Here is a 14,883-nt window from a genome sequence, read left to right on the forward strand (position 1 = left end):
AAGGACTCCCTCATCCATGACAAAGAGGCTATCGGGCATGCGTCAGCATTCGGTCATCCACACGCCGAAACTCAGCGATTATCAGGAACTGACCCGGGTCTGGGAGGCCTCGGTTCGCGCGACCCACGATTTCCTGCCGGAATCCTACATCGAGCTGCTGAAGAATCTGGTGCTGACTCGCTACCTCGATGCGGTGATGCTGATCTGCACCCGCGACAGCCACCAGCGCATCACCGGGTTTGCCGGGGTCGCGGCGGGCAAGATCGAAATGCTGTTCATCGACCCGGCCCATCGCGGCCAGGGCCTTGGCAAGAAACTGCTGAAGTACGCGATGGAACACCTGAACGCCGACGAACTGGACGTCAACGAACAGAACCCGCAGGCGCTGGGGTTTTACTTCAAGCAAGGGTTCGAGGTGATCGGCCGCTCGGAGGTCGATGGCATGGGCCAGCCGTATCCGTTGTTGCATATGCGTCTGCGCCAGAATCAGCAACGCTCGAACCATGCCTGATCAAGCATAGAACCCTGTGGGAGCTTCGGTGCGACGTTTCGACTTGCCAGCGATGCAGGCGCCTCGGTCTGACAGAACACCGCGGTGATAACATCGCTGGCAAGCCAGCTCCCACAGGTCAAGCGAACACTCTGTAAATGCAATCGGGCTTAACCGGCCCCAGGCAGGTACAATGCCCACCCCTTTTTTGTTACGGCCCCTGTCATGACTGACCCGATTCGCCTCTCCAAACGCCTCATCGAGCTGGTCGGTTGCTCCCGCCGGGAGGCCGAGCTGTTCATCGAGGGCGGCTGGGTCACTGTGGACGGCGAAGTCATCGACGAGCCGCAGTTCAAGGTCGGCGACCAGAAAGTCGAGCTCGACAAGGATGCCAAGGCCACCGCGCCGGAGCCGGTGACTATCCTGCTCAACGTGCCGGCGGGCATGGATGTCGACAGCGCCATGCAGTCGCTGAACGCCGAAACCCTCAGCGAAGAACACCGCTACGGCAAACGTCCGCTGCGCGGACACTTCCTGCGCCTGACCGCCAGCGCCGACCTGCAACCCAAGGCCAGCGGCCTGCTGGTGTTCACCCAGGACTGGAAGGTGTTGCGCAAGCTCACCGCCGACGCGGCCAAGATCGAGCAGGAATACGTGGTCGAAGTCGAAGGCGACATGGTTGCCCACGGCCTCAATCGCCTGCAGCACGGCCTCACCCACAAGGGCAAGGAGCTGCCGCCGGTCAAGGCCAGCTGGCAGAACGAAAACCGCCTGCGCTTCGCCATGAAGAACCCGCAGCCGGGGATCATCGCCCAGTTCTGCGAAGCGGTCGGCCTGAAGGTCATCGGCATACGCCGGATCCGCATCGGCGGCGTGTCCATCGGCAAGGTGCCGGTCGGCCAATGGCGCTACCTGTCCGGCAAAGAGAAATTCTAAGGCTCGCAAGCCACCCAATATTTCCGGCATCGCGCCCCGCTCGGTGCCCACAGCGAACAATCAGGATTGCACACATGGTTCACAACGACGTTCTGCGCAGCGTGCGCTACATGCTCGACATCAGCGACAAGAAAGTGGTCGAGATCATCAAACTCAGCGGCATGGATGTAACGCTCGCCGACGTGATCACCTGGCTCGACAAAAAAGAAGAAGACGAAGAAGGCTTCGTGCGCTGCCCGGACGAAGTCATCGCGCACTTCCTCGACGGTCTGGTGATCTTCAAGCGCGGCAAGGACGAAAGTCGTCCGCCGCTGCCGATCGAAGTGCCGGTGACCAACAACATCATCCTGAAAAAGCTGCGCGTGGCCTTCGAATTGAAGGAAGACGACATGCACGCGATCCTCAAGGCTGCCGACTTCCCGGTGTCCAAGCCTGAGCTGAGTGCGCTGTTCCGCAAGGTCGGCCACACCAACTACCGCCCGTGTGGCGATCAGTTGCTGCGCAATTTCCTCAAGGGGCTCACGCTCCGCGTGAGAGCGTAAAGCAGCGACAAGCGTCGAGCTGCAAGCTTTTACTCGTAGCTCGACGCTCGCAACTTGAAGCTGGCCCTATGGCCTCCCATTCCCTCGAAAAATAGTGGCTCCGCTTTTTGCGGCCGGCGACTAGGGTGTACTGAACCCTAGCCCTCAGGAATCGCCATGCACCCGTATTTCTCCCTGCAAGGCCGCACCGCCCTGGTGACCGGCGGCACCCGTGGTATCGGCAAAATGATCGCCAAGGCCTTTGTCGAGGCCGGCGCCCGCGTGTACGTCTGTTCCCGTGACGCGGAAGCCTGTCATCAAACCGCTGAAGAACTCAGTGCTCTGGGCACTTGTCTGGGCATGGCGGCGAACCTGGCGACCGAAGAAGGCGTGAAAGAGCTGGCCGAGCGACTGGGCGAACAGATCACTCATCTGGACATTCTGGTGAACAACGCCGGCACCACCTGGGGCGCGCCGCTGGAGAGTTACCCGGTCAAGGGCTGGGAAAAGGTCATGCAACTCAACGTGACGTCGGTGTTCAGCTGCATCCAGCAGTTTCTGCCGTTGCTGCGCAAATCCGGGTCGGCGGCCAATCCGGCGCGGATCATCAACATCGGTTCGGTGGCGGGGATTTCTTCCTTTGGTGAACAGGCCTACGCCTACGGGCCGAGCAAGGCCGCCCTTCATCAGCTGTCGCGGATCCTCGCCCGGGAACTGGTGAGCCAGCACATCAACGTCAACGTCATCGCACCGGGGCGCTTTCCGAGCAAGATGACCCAGCACATCGGCAGTGATCAACAGGCGCTTGCCGAAGACACCGCGCTGATTCCGATGAAACGCTGGGGCCGCGAGGAAGAGATGGCGGCGCTGGCGATCAGCCTGGCGAGTACAGCCGGGGCCTACATGACCGGGAATATCATTCCGCTGGATGGTGGGTTCAGCCTCTGATATCGGCGGTGCGGCTATCGCTGGCAAGCCAGCTCCCACAGAGATCTCGAGTGTCAGCAGGATTTGTGTACACCACAAAACCTGTGGGAGCTGGCTTGTCGGCCCGCCGCATCGCAGCGATAGCGTCAGCCCTGTCAGCACCAGACTTGAAGCCTGCCGGGTTATCATGCCCGCCCTGCTCCGCTTCGAATGCAAACCATGACTTACAGCGTCTCCCCCATCGGCTTTGTCCGCTCCTGCTTCAAGGAGAAGTTCGCCATCCCGCGCCAGCCGCAACTGGCCCCTGCCGCCCGCGGCGTGCTGGAGCTGGTGGCGCCGTTCGATCAGGGCGATGCGGTGCAGGGGCTGGAGCAGGTCAGTCATGTCTGGCTGCTGTTCCTGTTCCATCTGGCCCTGGAAGACAAGCCGCGCCTCAAGGTCCGCCCTCCGCGCCTGGGTGGCAACAAGTCCATGGGCGTGTTCGCCACCCGAGCCACCCATCGGCCGAACGGCATTGGTCAGTCGGTGGTGAAGCTGGACAAGGTCGAGGCCAATCGCCTGTTCATCTCCGGTATCGACCTGCTGGACGGCACGCCGATTCTCGACATCAAACCCTACGTGCCCTACGCCGACATCATCACTGACGCCTCCAACAGCATCGCCAGTGCCGCGCCGCACCTGATCGACGTGCAGTGGACGGACACGGCGCTGCAACAGGCGCACACGCACGCTCAGCGCCTGGCCGAGCCGCTGGTCGAGCTGATCGAGCAATGCCTGGCCCAGGATCCGCGCCCGGCGTACCAGACGCCCGCGCCAGAGCGCGAATACGGCGCGCAGTTCTGGGATCTGGATGTGCGCTGGCATTACCCTGTGCCTGAGCAGATCCGCGTCCTGGAAGTGATTCCCGCCGCTGACTGAATCGCGAAAACGAAAAAGCCCGCGCTGCCTTCTCAGGCAACGCGGGCTGATCGTTCCCACGCTCTGCGTGGTAATGCATCCAGTGACGCTCTGCGTCACCTATAAACAGCTTACTTCTCGACGAATGCGCGCTCGATCAGGTAGTCACCCGGCTCGCGCATCCGCGCCGAGATCTTCAGGCCGAAGCTGTCGAGCACTTCGCTGGTCTCGTCGAGCATGCTCGGGCTGCCGCAGATCATCGCGCGGTCGTCCTGCGGGTTGATCGGTGGCAGGCCGATGTCGCTGAACAGCTTGCCGCTGCGCATCAGGTCGGTCAGACGGCCCTGATTCTCGAACGGTTCGCGGGTCACGGTCGGGTAGTAGATCAGCTTGTCACGCAGCGCTTCGCCGAAGAATTCGTTCTGCGGCAGGTGCTCGGTGATGAATTCGCGGTAGGCGACTTCGTTGACGTAACGAACACCGTGAACCAGGATCACTTTCTCGAAGCGCTCGTAGGTTTCCGGGTCCTGGATCACGCTCATGAAAGGCGCCAGACCCGTACCGGTGCTCAGCAAATACAAATGCTTGCCCGGGTTCAGGTCGTCCAGCACCAGGGTGCCGGTCGGTTTTTTCGAGATGATGATCTCGTCGCCTTCCTTCAGGTGCTGCAACTGGGAGGTCAGCGGACCGTCCGGCACCTTGATGCTGAAGAACTCGAGATGCTCTTCCCAGTTCGGGCTGGCGATCGAGTAAGCGCGCATAAGCGGGCGGCCGTTGGGCTGTTGCAGGCCGATCATCACGAACTGACCGTTCTCGAAGCGCAGGCCCGGATCGCGGGTGCACTTGAAGCTGAACAGAGTGTCGTTCCAGTGATGAACACTGAGGACACGCTCGTGGTTCATGTTGCTCATGTACGTGGGACTCCTGGAGATTGATCTGCGCCTGCCCGGCTCGTGTTGAAGAATGCCGACGGTGCGCAATTGCATCGCATTCTAATAGCGCCGACAATATCTGTTAACTGGATTATTAAGATAAGGGTTATCGGTTATATCGATATGCGATTTACTCTTCGTCAACTGCAAGTCTTCGTCGCCGTCGCCCAGCAGGAAAGCGTGTCCCGAGCTGCGGGGCTGCTCAACCTGTCGCAATCGGCCGCCAGCACTTCCATCACTGAACTGGAGCGCCAGTCCAGCTGCCAGCTGTTCGATCGCGCCGGCAAACGCCTGAGCCTCAACGCCCTCGGCAAACAATTGTTGCCGCAAGCGGTGGCCCTGCTCGATCAGGCCAAGGAAATCGAAGACCTGCTCAACGGCAAATCCGGTTTCGGCTCGCTGTCGGTGGGCGCGACCCTGACCATCGGCAATTACCTGGCGACGCTGCTGATCGGCGGTTTCATGCAGCGCCACCCCGAAAGCCAGGTGAAGCTGCACGTGCAGAACACTGCCAATATCGTGCAACAAGTGGCTCATTACGAAATTGATCTGGGTCTAATCGAAGGCGATTGCAGCCACCCGGACATCGAAGTGCAGAGCTGGGTCGAGGATGAACTGGTGGTGTTCTGCGCCCCGCAGCATCCGTTGGCCAAACGCGGCAGCGCGACCATGGAGGAACTGACCCATGAAGCGTGGATTCTGCGGGAACAGGGTTCGGGCACGCGCCTGACCTTCGATCAGGCGATGCGGCATCACCGCAGCGCACTGAACATCCGGCTCGAGCTGGAACACACCGAAGCGATCAAGCGCGCCGTGGAATCAGGTCTGGGTATTGGCTGCATTTCGCGGCTGGCGCTGCGGGACGCCTTCCGGCGCGGCAGCCTGGTGCCGGTGGAGACGCCGGATCTGGATCTGGCGCGGCAGTTCTATTTCATCTGGCACAAACAGAAGTACCAGACTTCCGCCATGCGCGAATTCCTCGACCTGTGCCGCGCCTTCACCGCCGGGGTCCAGCGCAGCGACGAGATCGTTCTGCCGAGCATCGCTTAAAGCAGAATCACCGCCCACACCAGGGCGATCATGCTCAGTGCCACGAATTGCGCGGCACTGCCCATGTCCTTGGCATTCTTGGACAGCGGGTGCAATTCCAGCGAGATGCGGTCGATGGCCGCCTCCACCGCCGAATTCAACAGCTCGACGATCAGCGCCAGCAGGCACACGGCGATCAGCAGCGCCTGCTCGACCCGGCTGACATTGAGGAAAAACGTCAGTGGAATCAGAACCACGTTAAGCAGCACCAATTGGCGGAAAGCCGCTTCGCCGGTGAAGGCGGCGCGCAAGCCGTCCAGCGAGTATCCGGAAGCGTTGAGGATGCGTTTCAGGCCCGTCTGGCCCTTGAAAGGTGACATAAAGTAGATAACCGACCGAAAGGAAGTGGGGAAGCTAGATCAACGAAAGTCAAAAAAGCGTGAAGACGCCAGTACTTACTGGCTCGGAATTGACTCAAGTTGTTGCAGCAGTAAAGCGGCCTGGGTCCGGGTCCGCACGTTCAACTTGCGAAAAATCGCCGTGACGTGGGCCTTGATGGTCGCTTCGGACACATTCAGCTCGTAGGCAATCTGCTTGTTCAGCAAACCCTCGCAGACCATGGTCAACACCCGGAACTGCTGTGGCGTCAGGCTGGCGAGGCCATCGCTGGCAGCCTTGGCTTCATCCGAAACGCTGACCGCTTCGAACGCCTGGGGTGGCCAGAACACGTCCCCGTCCAACACTTTACGCACCGCTTCCTGAATCACGCTCAGGTCGCTGGACTTGGGAATGAAACCACTGGCACCGAATTCCCGGGACTTGACCATCACCGAGGCTTCTTCCTGGGCCGAAACCATCACCACCGGAATCTGCGGGTACTGACCGCGCAGCATCACCAGCCCGGAAAATCCGAAAGCGCCCGGCATGTTCAGGTCCAGCAGCACCAGATCCCAGTCAGCCTTCTCGGTCAGGCGGGTTTCCAGCTCGGCGATGCTCGCCACCTCCACCATGCGTACATCCGGGCCAAGGCCCATCGTCACTGCTTGATGCAGCGCGCTACGAAAGAGAGGGTGATCATCGGCAATCAGGATGTCGTATGTGGCCATTTTTCAAATGATCCTGTTTTTGATGGCGGGCCCGGGCATTCGGGCCTTGCCAAAGCAACTCGAGACACCGCCCGGCGGCGGTATCCACAGGGGCACGTTCAACGCCAATCACGAACAAAAAACGGCGTTTCAAACCTTGGCCGCACCCCAATCGGCGCCAAGCATGACCAGCCAGGCCGGGGTGGTCAAGCCACGCGGCCACTGCTTTAGCAGTATGGGCCAGGATCAGGCCGGTAATGGCGCCGCGTTTCGGATATAGGGCAGCAATTCAGCGTGGGCCGGCGTCGACACATTGACGTCCAGTTGCTGCTTGGCGCCCAGGTAATGCTGGCTGAACACATCGAAATAGGCATCCAGCGCCGACGCGGCGTCCGAATCGCCGGCCAGTTCCAGGCACAGCGCCGCCACTTCGGCGGTGCACAGGTGCTCGCTGCGGGTCGAGCGGCGCAGGCGATAGCGCGACAGCTTGTCGGGCAACAGGCTGAGGATCGGCAAACGGTCGAAATACGGGCTCTTGCGGAAAATCTTCCGGGCTTCGGTCCAGGTCGCGTCCAGCAGGATGAACAGCGGACGCTTGCTGCTATCGAGATCCACGGTATTGGTCACCCGCGAGGGTTCGACGTACTCGCCGGGGAACACCAGATACGGCTGCCATTGCGGGTCGTTCAGCAGCGCCAGCAGTTGCTCGTCGGGCTCGGTCCGCGACCAGATGAAAGCATGATTGTCGCGCACGATGTCTGCGATCAACCAGCCGGTATTGCTGGGTTTGAACACTTCCTTGCCGGTCATGATCAGGCAAACACCCGAACGCGTATCGACGGTCGGCCGCCAGGCGCACAGGCAATGGCTGATGATCACGCGGCAATCGCGGCAGCGCGGGGAGCGAAAACCACGGGCTTGGATCGGCTTGATGCCTTCGTCCTCGCGCTGATCGCGCAGGCGGGCCACGGCGTTGGGGGCATGATTCATCGCAGACGGCACCGGCAGGCAGGGAAACTCGACACGAACGACACTCGGCAGGGCAATAAAGGCCGGCAGTTTACCAGAGCGACGGGCACAAGCCTGTACCCTCCCGACCGGCTCCCCTATAATTCGCCGCCACTGAACGCACAGTCACGTGGCTGGTCGAACCACCAGTCACTGAACCAGGAGAGTTTCATGCTGCGCCTTATCGTTCCCACCGCTGCCATTCTGCTGGCCTCGTCCTTCAGCGCTCAGGCTGCATCCCTGAGTGAGCAGAATCTGAACCGAGAGCTGCGCAATGTCGCCGCACAAAGCAGCGTCGGCACGCCACGGGCGATCAACGAAGACATTCTTGATCAGGGCTACACCGTCGAAGGCACCACGCTGGTCAATCACCTGAGCGTGCAAAAGAGCCACGCCGACAAAATGCGCGCCGATCCCAAAGCCGTGTATTTCCAGCTGGGCGCCTCGGTCTGCAACAACCCGTCGTACCGTAAGCTGATGGCCAAGGGCGCGATCATGCGTTATGAATTCACCGAAGTGAAAACCAACAAGGCGATCGGCTCCGCCAGCTACCAGGAATCGGATTGCCCGAAAGCGGCTCCAGCGAAGAAGAAGTAATCATCTCGACGTGGCGCGCCGCTGTTCATCCTCGGCGCGCAGTTCGGCCAGCAAGGCCTGCAAGTAACGCGAGCGGCGCTCCCCTCCCGCCAGGCGTCGGCAGCACTCCTCTTCGAGACTCACATGATTGGTCTCGGCTGATGCTTTCAACAATCGATACAGCTGCGCATCGATCTCCAGAATGACTCTGGTCATGTGTCCCGCCTCCTTGCCACCCGCAAATCCTTGAATAGCGTGCACCTGGCGTACGCTCGTTGACGCAAAGTTGTCGCACGGTGCCTTTAACCTAGTAAATCAGAGCATTCAGCCCTCGACGTGGCATCGGACGAGCGGTGAAAACACTTCGAAAAGCGGCAATAAGCAGTTGCCAGGAAAGACTTTGCGGCGCGATGTTCAATGAGCGAAAAATGCTTTGAGGGTCTAGATTCAACGTATTCCCGATCTTTTATTAACGGCAGGAAAGGAGCTGCCGGCTGTTTGTTTTCTTGCAGCGCGGCACTGACGCCGCACGTCAGGGCCGGAAGCTCTGTGCAGAAGGAGAAGTTGCATGCCTTACCAACCGAATGACCTGCTCAGCCGTCATTTTCAGGAAAGCGGCCACGACCTCATCAGCAAGGTCGAAGAACAACTCAACCTGGTGTCACCCGACAGCCCGAATTCCCCCATCTACCGCGACATGATCCTGACCGTGCTGCGCATGGCCCAGGAAGACCACAACCGCTGGAACGCCAAGATCACCCTGCAAGCCCTGCGCGAACTGGAGCAGGCCTTTCGCACCCTTGAACAGTTCAAGGGGCGACGCAAGGTCACGGTATTCGGTTCGGCTCGAACCCCGGTCGAACATCCCCTTTACGCCATGGCTCGGGAACTCGGGGCCTCGCTGGCCCGCTCGAACATGATGGTCATCACCGGTGCCGGCGGCGGAATCATGGCCGCGGCCCATGAAGGTGCCGGGCGCGATCACAGCCTCGGGTTCAACATCACCCTGCCCTTCGAACAACATGCCAACCCCACCGTGGACGGCACCAATAACCTGCTGCCGTTCCATTTCTTCTTCACCCGCAAGCTGTTCTTCGTCAAGGAAGCCGATGCGCTGGTGTTGTGCCCCGGCGGGTTCGGCACCCTGGACGAAGCGCTGGAAGTGCTCACGCTGATCCAGACCGGCAAAAGCCCTCTGGTGCCGGTGGTGCTGCTGGACGCACCGGGAGGGACTTTCTGGCAAGGCGCGCTGGACTTCATCCGCCAGCAACTGGAGGAAAACCGCTACATCCTGCCGACCGACATGAAGCTGATGCGCCTGGTCTACAACGTTGAAGAGGCGGTGGAGCAGATCAACCAGTTCTATGGCAACTTCCACTCCAGCCGCTGGCTCAAGCGCCAGTTTGTCATTCGCATGAATCACAAACTTAGCGATCAGGCCCTCGACCATATGCAGGAGGCTTTTGCCGATCTGTGCCTGAGCGATCAGTTCCATCAACACGCCTACGCTGGCGAAGAACACGACGAGGCTCAATTCAGTCACCTGACGCGCTTGGCATTCGCGTTCAATGCCCGAAACCACGGGCGTCTGCGGGAGCTGGTGGACTACATCAATCTGCCGGAAAACTGGGCCCAGTCAAAACCCCAGACCGCGCAACGCACCCGCGAACCGTCGAAGGTAACGTGAAGGCAAAAAAAACGGCCCGCTATCGAAATAGCGGGCCGTTTTTTTTGATTGAAGCTGAAGCGATTTAATCGTCCATCCCTCTACCGCTGAACAAGCGGTTGATCATCTCCATCGAGAATCCCCGGTACGCCAGGAATCGACCTTGTCTGGCGCGTTCCTTGGCATCGCCGGGAAGTTGTCCGGAGAACTTCCGTTGCCACGTGTCCGTTAGCTGCTCCTGCCAGTTTATGCCGCTCTCGCGCAAGGCGAGTTCGATATCGGCGCGTTGCAAACCGCGCAGGCTCAGTTCTTCGCGAATCCGCAGAGGGCCATAACCGGAGCGGGCGCGATAGGAAACAAAGCTTTCAAGATATCGGGCTTCGGAAAGCAGCCCTTCTTCCGTCAATCGGTCGAGGGCCGTTTCGATCATCTCGGGGGGAGCGCCACGCTGACGCAGTTTGCGCGTCAGCTCGACTCGACCGTGCTCGCGGCGTGCGAGCAGGTCCATGGCGGTTCGCCGCACCGCGACGAGGGTATCGAGTACGGCGGTTGTCATCGGTGCAATCAGATATCAGCGTCAGCCAGGTCGTCTTCGGTCTCTTTGACCGCAGAAGCCTTGGAATCAGCAATCACAGCTGGCGACAGCAGTTTGTCACGCAGTTGCTTCTCGAGCTTGGCCGCGACTTCCGGGTTGTCCGCCAGGAACTTGGCCGAGTTGGCCTTGCCCTGACCGATCTTGGTGCCTTCGTAGGCATACCAGGCGCCGGACTTCTCGACGAAACCGTGCAGTACGCCCAGGTCGATCATCTCGCCGTTCAGGTAGATACCCTTGCCGTAGAGAATCTGGAACTCGGCCTGACGGAACGGCGAAGCAACCTTGTTCTTCACAACCTTGACACGGGTTTCGCTGCCGACCACTTCGTCGCCTTCCTTCACCGCGCCGGTACGGCGGATGTCGAGACGAACCGAGGCGTAGAACTTCAGCGCGTTACCACCGGTGGTGGTTTCCGGGCTGCCGAACATCACGCCGATCTTCATGCGGATCTGGTTGATGAAGATCACCAGGCAGTTGGCGTTCTTGATGTTACCGGTGATTTTACGCAGCGCCTGGGACATCAGACGGGCTTGCAGGCCCACGTGCATGTCACCCATTTCGCCTTCGATTTCTGCCTTCGGTACCAGAGCGGCCACGGAGTCGACGATGATCACGTCAACGGCGTTGGAGCGCACCAGCATGTCGGTGATTTCCAGGGCCTGTTCGCCGGTGTCCGGCTGGGAAACCAGCAGGTCGTCGACGTTGACGCCCAGCTTGCCGGCGTACTCTGGGTCGAGGGCGTGTTCGGCGTCGACGAAGGCGCAGGTCGCACCGGCTTTTTGAGCCTGGGCGATCACGGACAGCGTCAGTGTGGTTTTACCGGAAGATTCAGGACCGTAGATTTCAACGATACGGCCTTTTGGCAGGCCGCCGATGCCGAGTGCGATGTCCAGACCCAGAGAGCCGGTGGAAATGGCCGGGATCGCCTGACGGTCCTGATCGCCCATACGCATTACGGCACCCTTGCCGAATTGACGTTCGATCTGACCCAGGGCCGCAGCCAAGGCTTTCTTCTTGTTGTCGTCCATTAAAGTCCTCACGTAATCAATAAGGCCTGACGGCCAACACCTGTATAAGTAGCCAGTATTATTCCACAGCGTTCACGGATCGCCTACCCCTGATTTTCGATTTCTCGTGCCGCTAGTCGCAGCAAGCCCTCTAGCGCGGCCTTCACCGTTTGTCGGCGGACGTCGTCGCGGTTGCCGGGGAAGTGCTGGACCTCGCTGGAAACCTGGTCGCCCACGCCCCACGCCAGCCAGACGGTGCCCACCGGTTTGTTCGGCGAACCACCGTCCGGCCCGGCCACGCCGCTGACCGCCACGGCAAACCGCGCCAGGCTTTTTTCCTGGGCGCCGCGCACCATGGCCTCGACCACTTCGCGACTGACCGCGCCCACGGTGCCGAACAGCTCGGTCGGTACATTCAGCTGCTGGGTTTTCTGGCGGTTGGAGTAGGTCACGTAACCCGCCTCGAACCATGCCGAACTTCCCGGAATGCGGGTGATGGCTTCGGCAATCCCGCCACCGGTACAGGACTCGGCCGTAGTGACGTGAGAATTGAGCAATTGCAGACGTCGGCCAAGTTCGGCCGCCAGTTGAGTGATTTCTTTCACGGCGCGCTCCGGATCGGATGGAATGGGTACCACCGTACACGAGCCGGTTGCGCTTTCAATACACAAGCTTATTCAAAATGTGCAGGCGCCAGCGCTCTGATATAGGCCTGACAGGCCTGCAAGGCGATCAGTCCGCGGTCGCCTTCGCCGGTGATGGCGACAATTCGTCGAGCATGCGCCGGGTCAAGTCGGGCGCGTACGGCTGCATGATCCACGCCGCCGGCGCCGGAGGCGGCTGGCACACCACAGCCTTGGGCAGCGTCGCCTGCGTCGATGAGGACTGACAGGCGCAGATCAGCAGTGGCAAGGCGATCGCGCAGGCGATCCTGATCACGTTGGGCATCGTTCAGTGCTCGGTAATGGGTTTGTTCGCCGGCCGCGAGCCTTTGCTCCAGGGCCAGACGCTTGTCCTGCTCGGCCTGTTGCGCGGCGGCAGCGGCCGAAGTCAGTTGATTGAGGGTCTCGGCCTGCAGCCGGGCCTGTTCGGCCAATTGACGACCGTAGCGCCAGTCCTGAAACTGCCAGGCCAGCGCCGCCGATCCTGCGGCCAACAGCACCAGGCCAATCAGCCGCCAGACGCTCAGACCGAAGGCTGGCATAGCACCGCCCTCGCCCGCCCCCAGAGTTCCAGGCGATCCTGCAAGCCGTTCAACCCGCCGTTGATCCGCCGGGTGATGCTGTTGAACTCATCACGGTCGGCCAGCGCGTTCAGGCCGTTCTGCGCCCAGAACCACGCCGCGGATTCGGCCGCCCATTGCGGTTGCTCCAGCAGCTCCGGTAGCGCCAGCAGTCGCTCATCGCCGAACAGCCCGAGGCTGCACTGGCGATAGTTGGTGCGGCCGGTAATCTGGATCAGCCCGCGCCCGCGATACTTCTGCCCGTCGCCATCGGCCTCGGGCGTGTTACCCAACCGCAGGGCCAGCGTACCGGTGTCGTATTTGCTCAGGTATTGGTTGTTGCCCAGTTCACGCACGTACTGCAATTGCCCCGACTCATGCCCGATCTGGGCAAGAAACGCGGCAATACGCTTGGGCGTGTCGATGCGATGGCGCGCCATGGCATCGTTGAGTGCAGAAACAAAAACGCCCGCTTGGCGGCGGGCGTTGGGCATGATGGTGAGTAGATTGTCTTCAGTGATTTGCATGATGCTCGATCCTCCCTGGATGTCCCGATTGAATCACGGTTGGCGGCCGAGACCGGTCAGCCATTTCTTTGCCAGGGTTTTCAGGGTTCCCTCCGGGGCACTTTCCTCCGGCGACGAAAACACCCAGCCAAGGGTGCCGAAGTTTGCCGACCAGTCGATTTGCGGCGCGGGCGTGATATCGGTGATGTCGACCCAGAGCAGATCCGGGTGAAACATCTCGACCATGTTTCCATCGGTCGAGAACAGCTCGACCACCGTGTTTTCAACAACGCGTGCGTAGGTTTTCATCAGGCGTACTCGTAAATGATCACGACGCCGGGGGCGCCAGAACCGCCGGGCCTGCCCGGTTGGTTGAGGGCGTTGGCAATGCCGCCGGCGCCTGCCCCGTAGCCGGTTCCTGGTGCTGCAAGACTCAGAGCCACGCTGCTACCAGAGCCACCGCCACCCAACGGAGAGTTCCCGCCATGCCCGGCCAGAATTGAGCCAGTGACGTTGATCCCCGGACTGCCGGCCGCACCCGAACTGCTAACAATATTGCCGCCGGTAGCGCTCGTGCTCGGAAAGCCACCGACGAACAAGCCAAAATCGGTGACATTGATGACTCCGAGAGAGGGAGATCCGCCACCGCCCGGTGCAGACACCAAAGAGCCGAAGGAGCTGGTCCCACCTGGACCGGCACTTGCTGCAACAGCTCCGGCTGCACCTTTTGCACCCACGGTAATGACTTGGTTCGCACCTATGACGGCTGAAGAAATCCATGCTTCGGCATAGCTTCCGGAAGCACCGCCACCGGCAAGTGAAACCTGGCTGCCGTTGGTCGCGGCTATTCCACCACTGCCACCGCCGCCACCCAGCACCTTGACCAGCACATTTTTCATCCCCGTCGTCGGTACATAAATTCCCGAAGAGGTGAACGTCTTGATCCCCAGCAATCGACCGCTGTTGGCGTTGCCGCCACTGGCGTAAACCAGCAGCCAACTGTCCAGCAAAGCGCTGTAAACCACAGAGCAAACACTGCCTGCGACAATCTCCGCTGGGCGCAATGCACTCTGCGCCAGACTCAAAAGCGGCTTGGGCAGCAAGCCATTCGGCGCAAAGGTACTCGCTCCGGTATTGGCATTGCCTGCGGTGAAACGCAGCGCCAGCCCGTCCTTCAACGTCGTGATGGCCGGCACGTAGTTGGCCATGTACAGATTGGCAGCGCCGATATCCGCGGCGTGTTTATCTTCACCGACCTGGCTTATCTTTTTGATTGCCAGGAGCAACTGCGTCGCATCGTTTTCGCTCGGCTCAAGGCCCGCAGACTTGACGACATTCAACAACTCATCGGTGACACCGTTGCCCCAGGTCGCGGGAATCAACGATCCCGGCAATCCACCGACGACGTCTTCATTGACGAACTTGCCGTTCACCAGCCCGATGCCGGGAACGCTTTTCGGGTAATCCATTTCCGTTTCCTTTATCT

At 60.5% G+C, this 14,883-nt stretch carries 21 protein-coding genes; 9 read left to right on the top strand and 12 right to left on the bottom strand.

Annotated features, from left to right (window positions below; all coding sequences use genetic code 11):
- Positions 1 to 37: 37 nt before the first annotated feature.
- From CAF77_RS25550 to tsaA, 5 genes are all read left to right on the top strand, one after another.
- Positions 38 to 511: a GNAT family N-acetyltransferase gene (locus CAF77_RS25550; RefSeq protein WP_064379067.1), complete on the top strand. Its 474-nt coding sequence runs from the start codon at positions 38 to 40 to the stop codon at positions 509 to 511.
- A 204-nt stretch (positions 512 to 715) separates the two neighbouring features.
- A complete protein-coding gene (locus CAF77_RS25555; protein WP_011332751.1) occupies positions 716 to 1,426 on the top strand; it encodes an rRNA pseudouridine synthase in 711 nt (236 codons plus the stop codon).
- A 74-nt stretch (positions 1,427 to 1,500) separates the two neighbouring features.
- A complete protein-coding gene (locus CAF77_RS25560) occupies positions 1,501 to 1,968 on the top strand; it encodes a DUF1456 family protein (protein ID WP_085655597.1) in 468 nt (155 codons plus the stop codon).
- A 156-nt stretch (positions 1,969 to 2,124) separates the two neighbouring features.
- Positions 2,125 to 2,895, top strand: coding sequence for an SDR family oxidoreductase (locus CAF77_RS25565; RefSeq protein ID WP_085655598.1), 771 nt, complete (start codon positions 2,125 to 2,127; stop codon positions 2,893 to 2,895).
- 198 nt (positions 2,896 to 3,093) lie between these two features.
- Positions 3,094 to 3,792, top strand: coding sequence for a tRNA (N6-threonylcarbamoyladenosine(37)-N6)-methyltransferase TrmO (gene tsaA, locus CAF77_RS25570; protein ID WP_170929000.1), 699 nt, complete (start codon positions 3,094 to 3,096; stop codon positions 3,790 to 3,792).
- Positions 3,793 to 3,902: 110 nt separating this feature from the next.
- Here tsaA and fpr read toward each other — a convergent pair whose 3' ends face one another.
- Positions 3,903 to 4,682: a ferredoxin-NADP reductase gene (gene fpr / locus CAF77_RS25575; protein WP_003222277.1), complete on the bottom strand. Its 780-nt coding sequence runs from the start codon at positions 4,680 to 4,682 to the stop codon at positions 3,903 to 3,905.
- A 144-nt stretch (positions 4,683 to 4,826) separates the two neighbouring features.
- Here fpr and CAF77_RS25580 point away from each other — a divergent pair, with 144 nt between their 5' ends.
- On the top strand, positions 4,827 to 5,753 hold the full coding sequence (locus tag CAF77_RS25580; RefSeq protein ID WP_011332748.1) for a LysR family transcriptional regulator: 927 nt from the start codon (positions 4,827 to 4,829) through the stop codon (positions 5,751 to 5,753).
- On the opposite strand, the gene CAF77_RS25585 is transcribed toward CAF77_RS25580, so the two are convergent.
- Positions 5,750 to 6,112 carry a diacylglycerol kinase gene (locus CAF77_RS25585; RefSeq protein ID WP_003222276.1) on the bottom strand — a complete coding sequence of 121 codons (363 nt, stop codon included), beginning with the start codon at positions 6,110 to 6,112 and terminating at the stop codon, positions 5,750 to 5,752. The two genes, CAF77_RS25580 and CAF77_RS25585, sit on opposite strands and share 4 nt — an antisense overlap.
- Positions 6,113 to 6,187: 75 nt before the next feature.
- Positions 6,188 to 6,838, bottom strand: coding sequence for a response regulator transcription factor ErdR (erdR, locus tag CAF77_RS25590; RefSeq protein WP_064379063.1), 651 nt, complete (start codon positions 6,836 to 6,838; stop codon positions 6,188 to 6,190).
- Here erdR and CAF77_RS25595 point away from each other — a divergent pair.
- Entirely contained in the window at positions 6,831 to 7,097 is a 267-nt protein-coding gene (locus CAF77_RS25595) for a hypothetical protein (RefSeq protein WP_139831636.1), read from the top strand. The two genes, erdR and CAF77_RS25595, sit on opposite strands and share 8 nt — an antisense overlap.
- Here the strand turns inward: CAF77_RS25595 and CAF77_RS25600 are convergent.
- Positions 7,064 to 7,807, bottom strand: a complete 744-nt coding sequence (locus CAF77_RS25600; RefSeq protein ID WP_085655601.1) for a tRNA-uridine aminocarboxypropyltransferase — start codon at positions 7,805 to 7,807, stop codon at positions 7,064 to 7,066. The two genes, CAF77_RS25595 and CAF77_RS25600, sit on opposite strands and share 34 nt — an antisense overlap.
- 189 nt (positions 7,808 to 7,996) lie before the next feature.
- Here CAF77_RS25600 and CAF77_RS25605 point away from each other — a divergent pair, with 189 nt between their 5' ends.
- Positions 7,997 to 8,422 carry a PA3611 family quorum-sensing-regulated virulence factor gene (locus CAF77_RS25605; protein WP_064379061.1) on the top strand — a complete coding sequence of 142 codons (426 nt, stop codon included), beginning with the start codon at positions 7,997 to 7,999 and terminating at the stop codon, positions 8,420 to 8,422.
- Here the strand turns inward: CAF77_RS25605 and CAF77_RS25610 are convergent, their stop codons facing one another.
- On the bottom strand, positions 8,423 to 8,617 hold the full coding sequence (locus tag CAF77_RS25610; RefSeq protein WP_011332745.1) for a hypothetical protein: 195 nt from the start codon (positions 8,615 to 8,617) through the stop codon (positions 8,423 to 8,425).
- 352 nt (positions 8,618 to 8,969) lie between these two features.
- Between CAF77_RS25610 and CAF77_RS25615 the strand changes: the two genes are divergently transcribed.
- The gene (locus tag CAF77_RS25615) at positions 8,970 to 10,088 is read left to right on the top strand and encodes a TIGR00730 family Rossman fold protein (RefSeq protein WP_064379060.1); all 1,119 of its coding nucleotides are present in this window, start codon (positions 8,970 to 8,972) and stop codon (positions 10,086 to 10,088) included.
- A gap of 64 nt (positions 10,089 to 10,152) precedes the next feature.
- On the opposite strand, the gene recX is transcribed toward CAF77_RS25615, so the two are convergent.
- From recX to CAF77_RS25650, 7 genes are all read right to left on the bottom strand, one after another.
- Positions 10,153 to 10,623: a recombination regulator RecX gene (gene recX / locus CAF77_RS25620; RefSeq protein WP_064379059.1), complete on the bottom strand. Its 471-nt coding sequence runs from the start codon at positions 10,621 to 10,623 to the stop codon at positions 10,153 to 10,155.
- A gap of 8 nt (positions 10,624 to 10,631) precedes the next feature.
- Entirely contained in the window at positions 10,632 to 11,690 is a 1,059-nt protein-coding gene (recA, locus tag CAF77_RS25625; protein WP_003222269.1) for a recombinase RecA, read from the bottom strand.
- An 83-nt stretch (positions 11,691 to 11,773) separates the two neighbouring features.
- A complete protein-coding gene (locus tag CAF77_RS25630; protein WP_064379058.1) occupies positions 11,774 to 12,274 on the bottom strand; it encodes a CinA family protein in 501 nt (166 codons plus the stop codon).
- 68 nt (positions 12,275 to 12,342) lie between these two features.
- Entirely contained in the window at positions 12,343 to 12,873 is a 531-nt protein-coding gene (locus CAF77_RS25635) for a lysis system i-spanin subunit Rz (protein ID WP_064379057.1), read from the bottom strand.
- A complete protein-coding gene (locus CAF77_RS25640) occupies positions 12,855 to 13,418 on the bottom strand; it encodes a glycoside hydrolase family 19 protein (RefSeq protein ID WP_064379056.1) in 564 nt (187 codons plus the stop codon). The genes CAF77_RS25635 and CAF77_RS25640 overlap by 19 nt, the downstream gene beginning before the upstream one ends.
- A 33-nt stretch (positions 13,419 to 13,451) precedes the next feature.
- Positions 13,452 to 13,706, bottom strand: coding sequence for a hypothetical protein (locus CAF77_RS25645; protein ID WP_064379055.1), 255 nt, complete (start codon positions 13,704 to 13,706; stop codon positions 13,452 to 13,454).
- Entirely contained in the window at positions 13,706 to 14,866 is a 1,161-nt protein-coding gene (locus CAF77_RS25650) for a hypothetical protein (RefSeq protein WP_064379054.1), read from the bottom strand. The genes CAF77_RS25645 and CAF77_RS25650 overlap by 1 nt, the downstream gene beginning before the upstream one ends.
- Positions 14,867 to 14,883 lie beyond the last annotated feature (17 nt).

Origin of the sequence: Pseudomonas sp. R15(2017) (assembly GCF_002112685.1) — a bacterium.
GTDB classification, from domain to species: Bacteria; Pseudomonadota; Gammaproteobacteria; order Pseudomonadales; family Pseudomonadaceae; genus Aquipseudomonas; species Aquipseudomonas glycinae.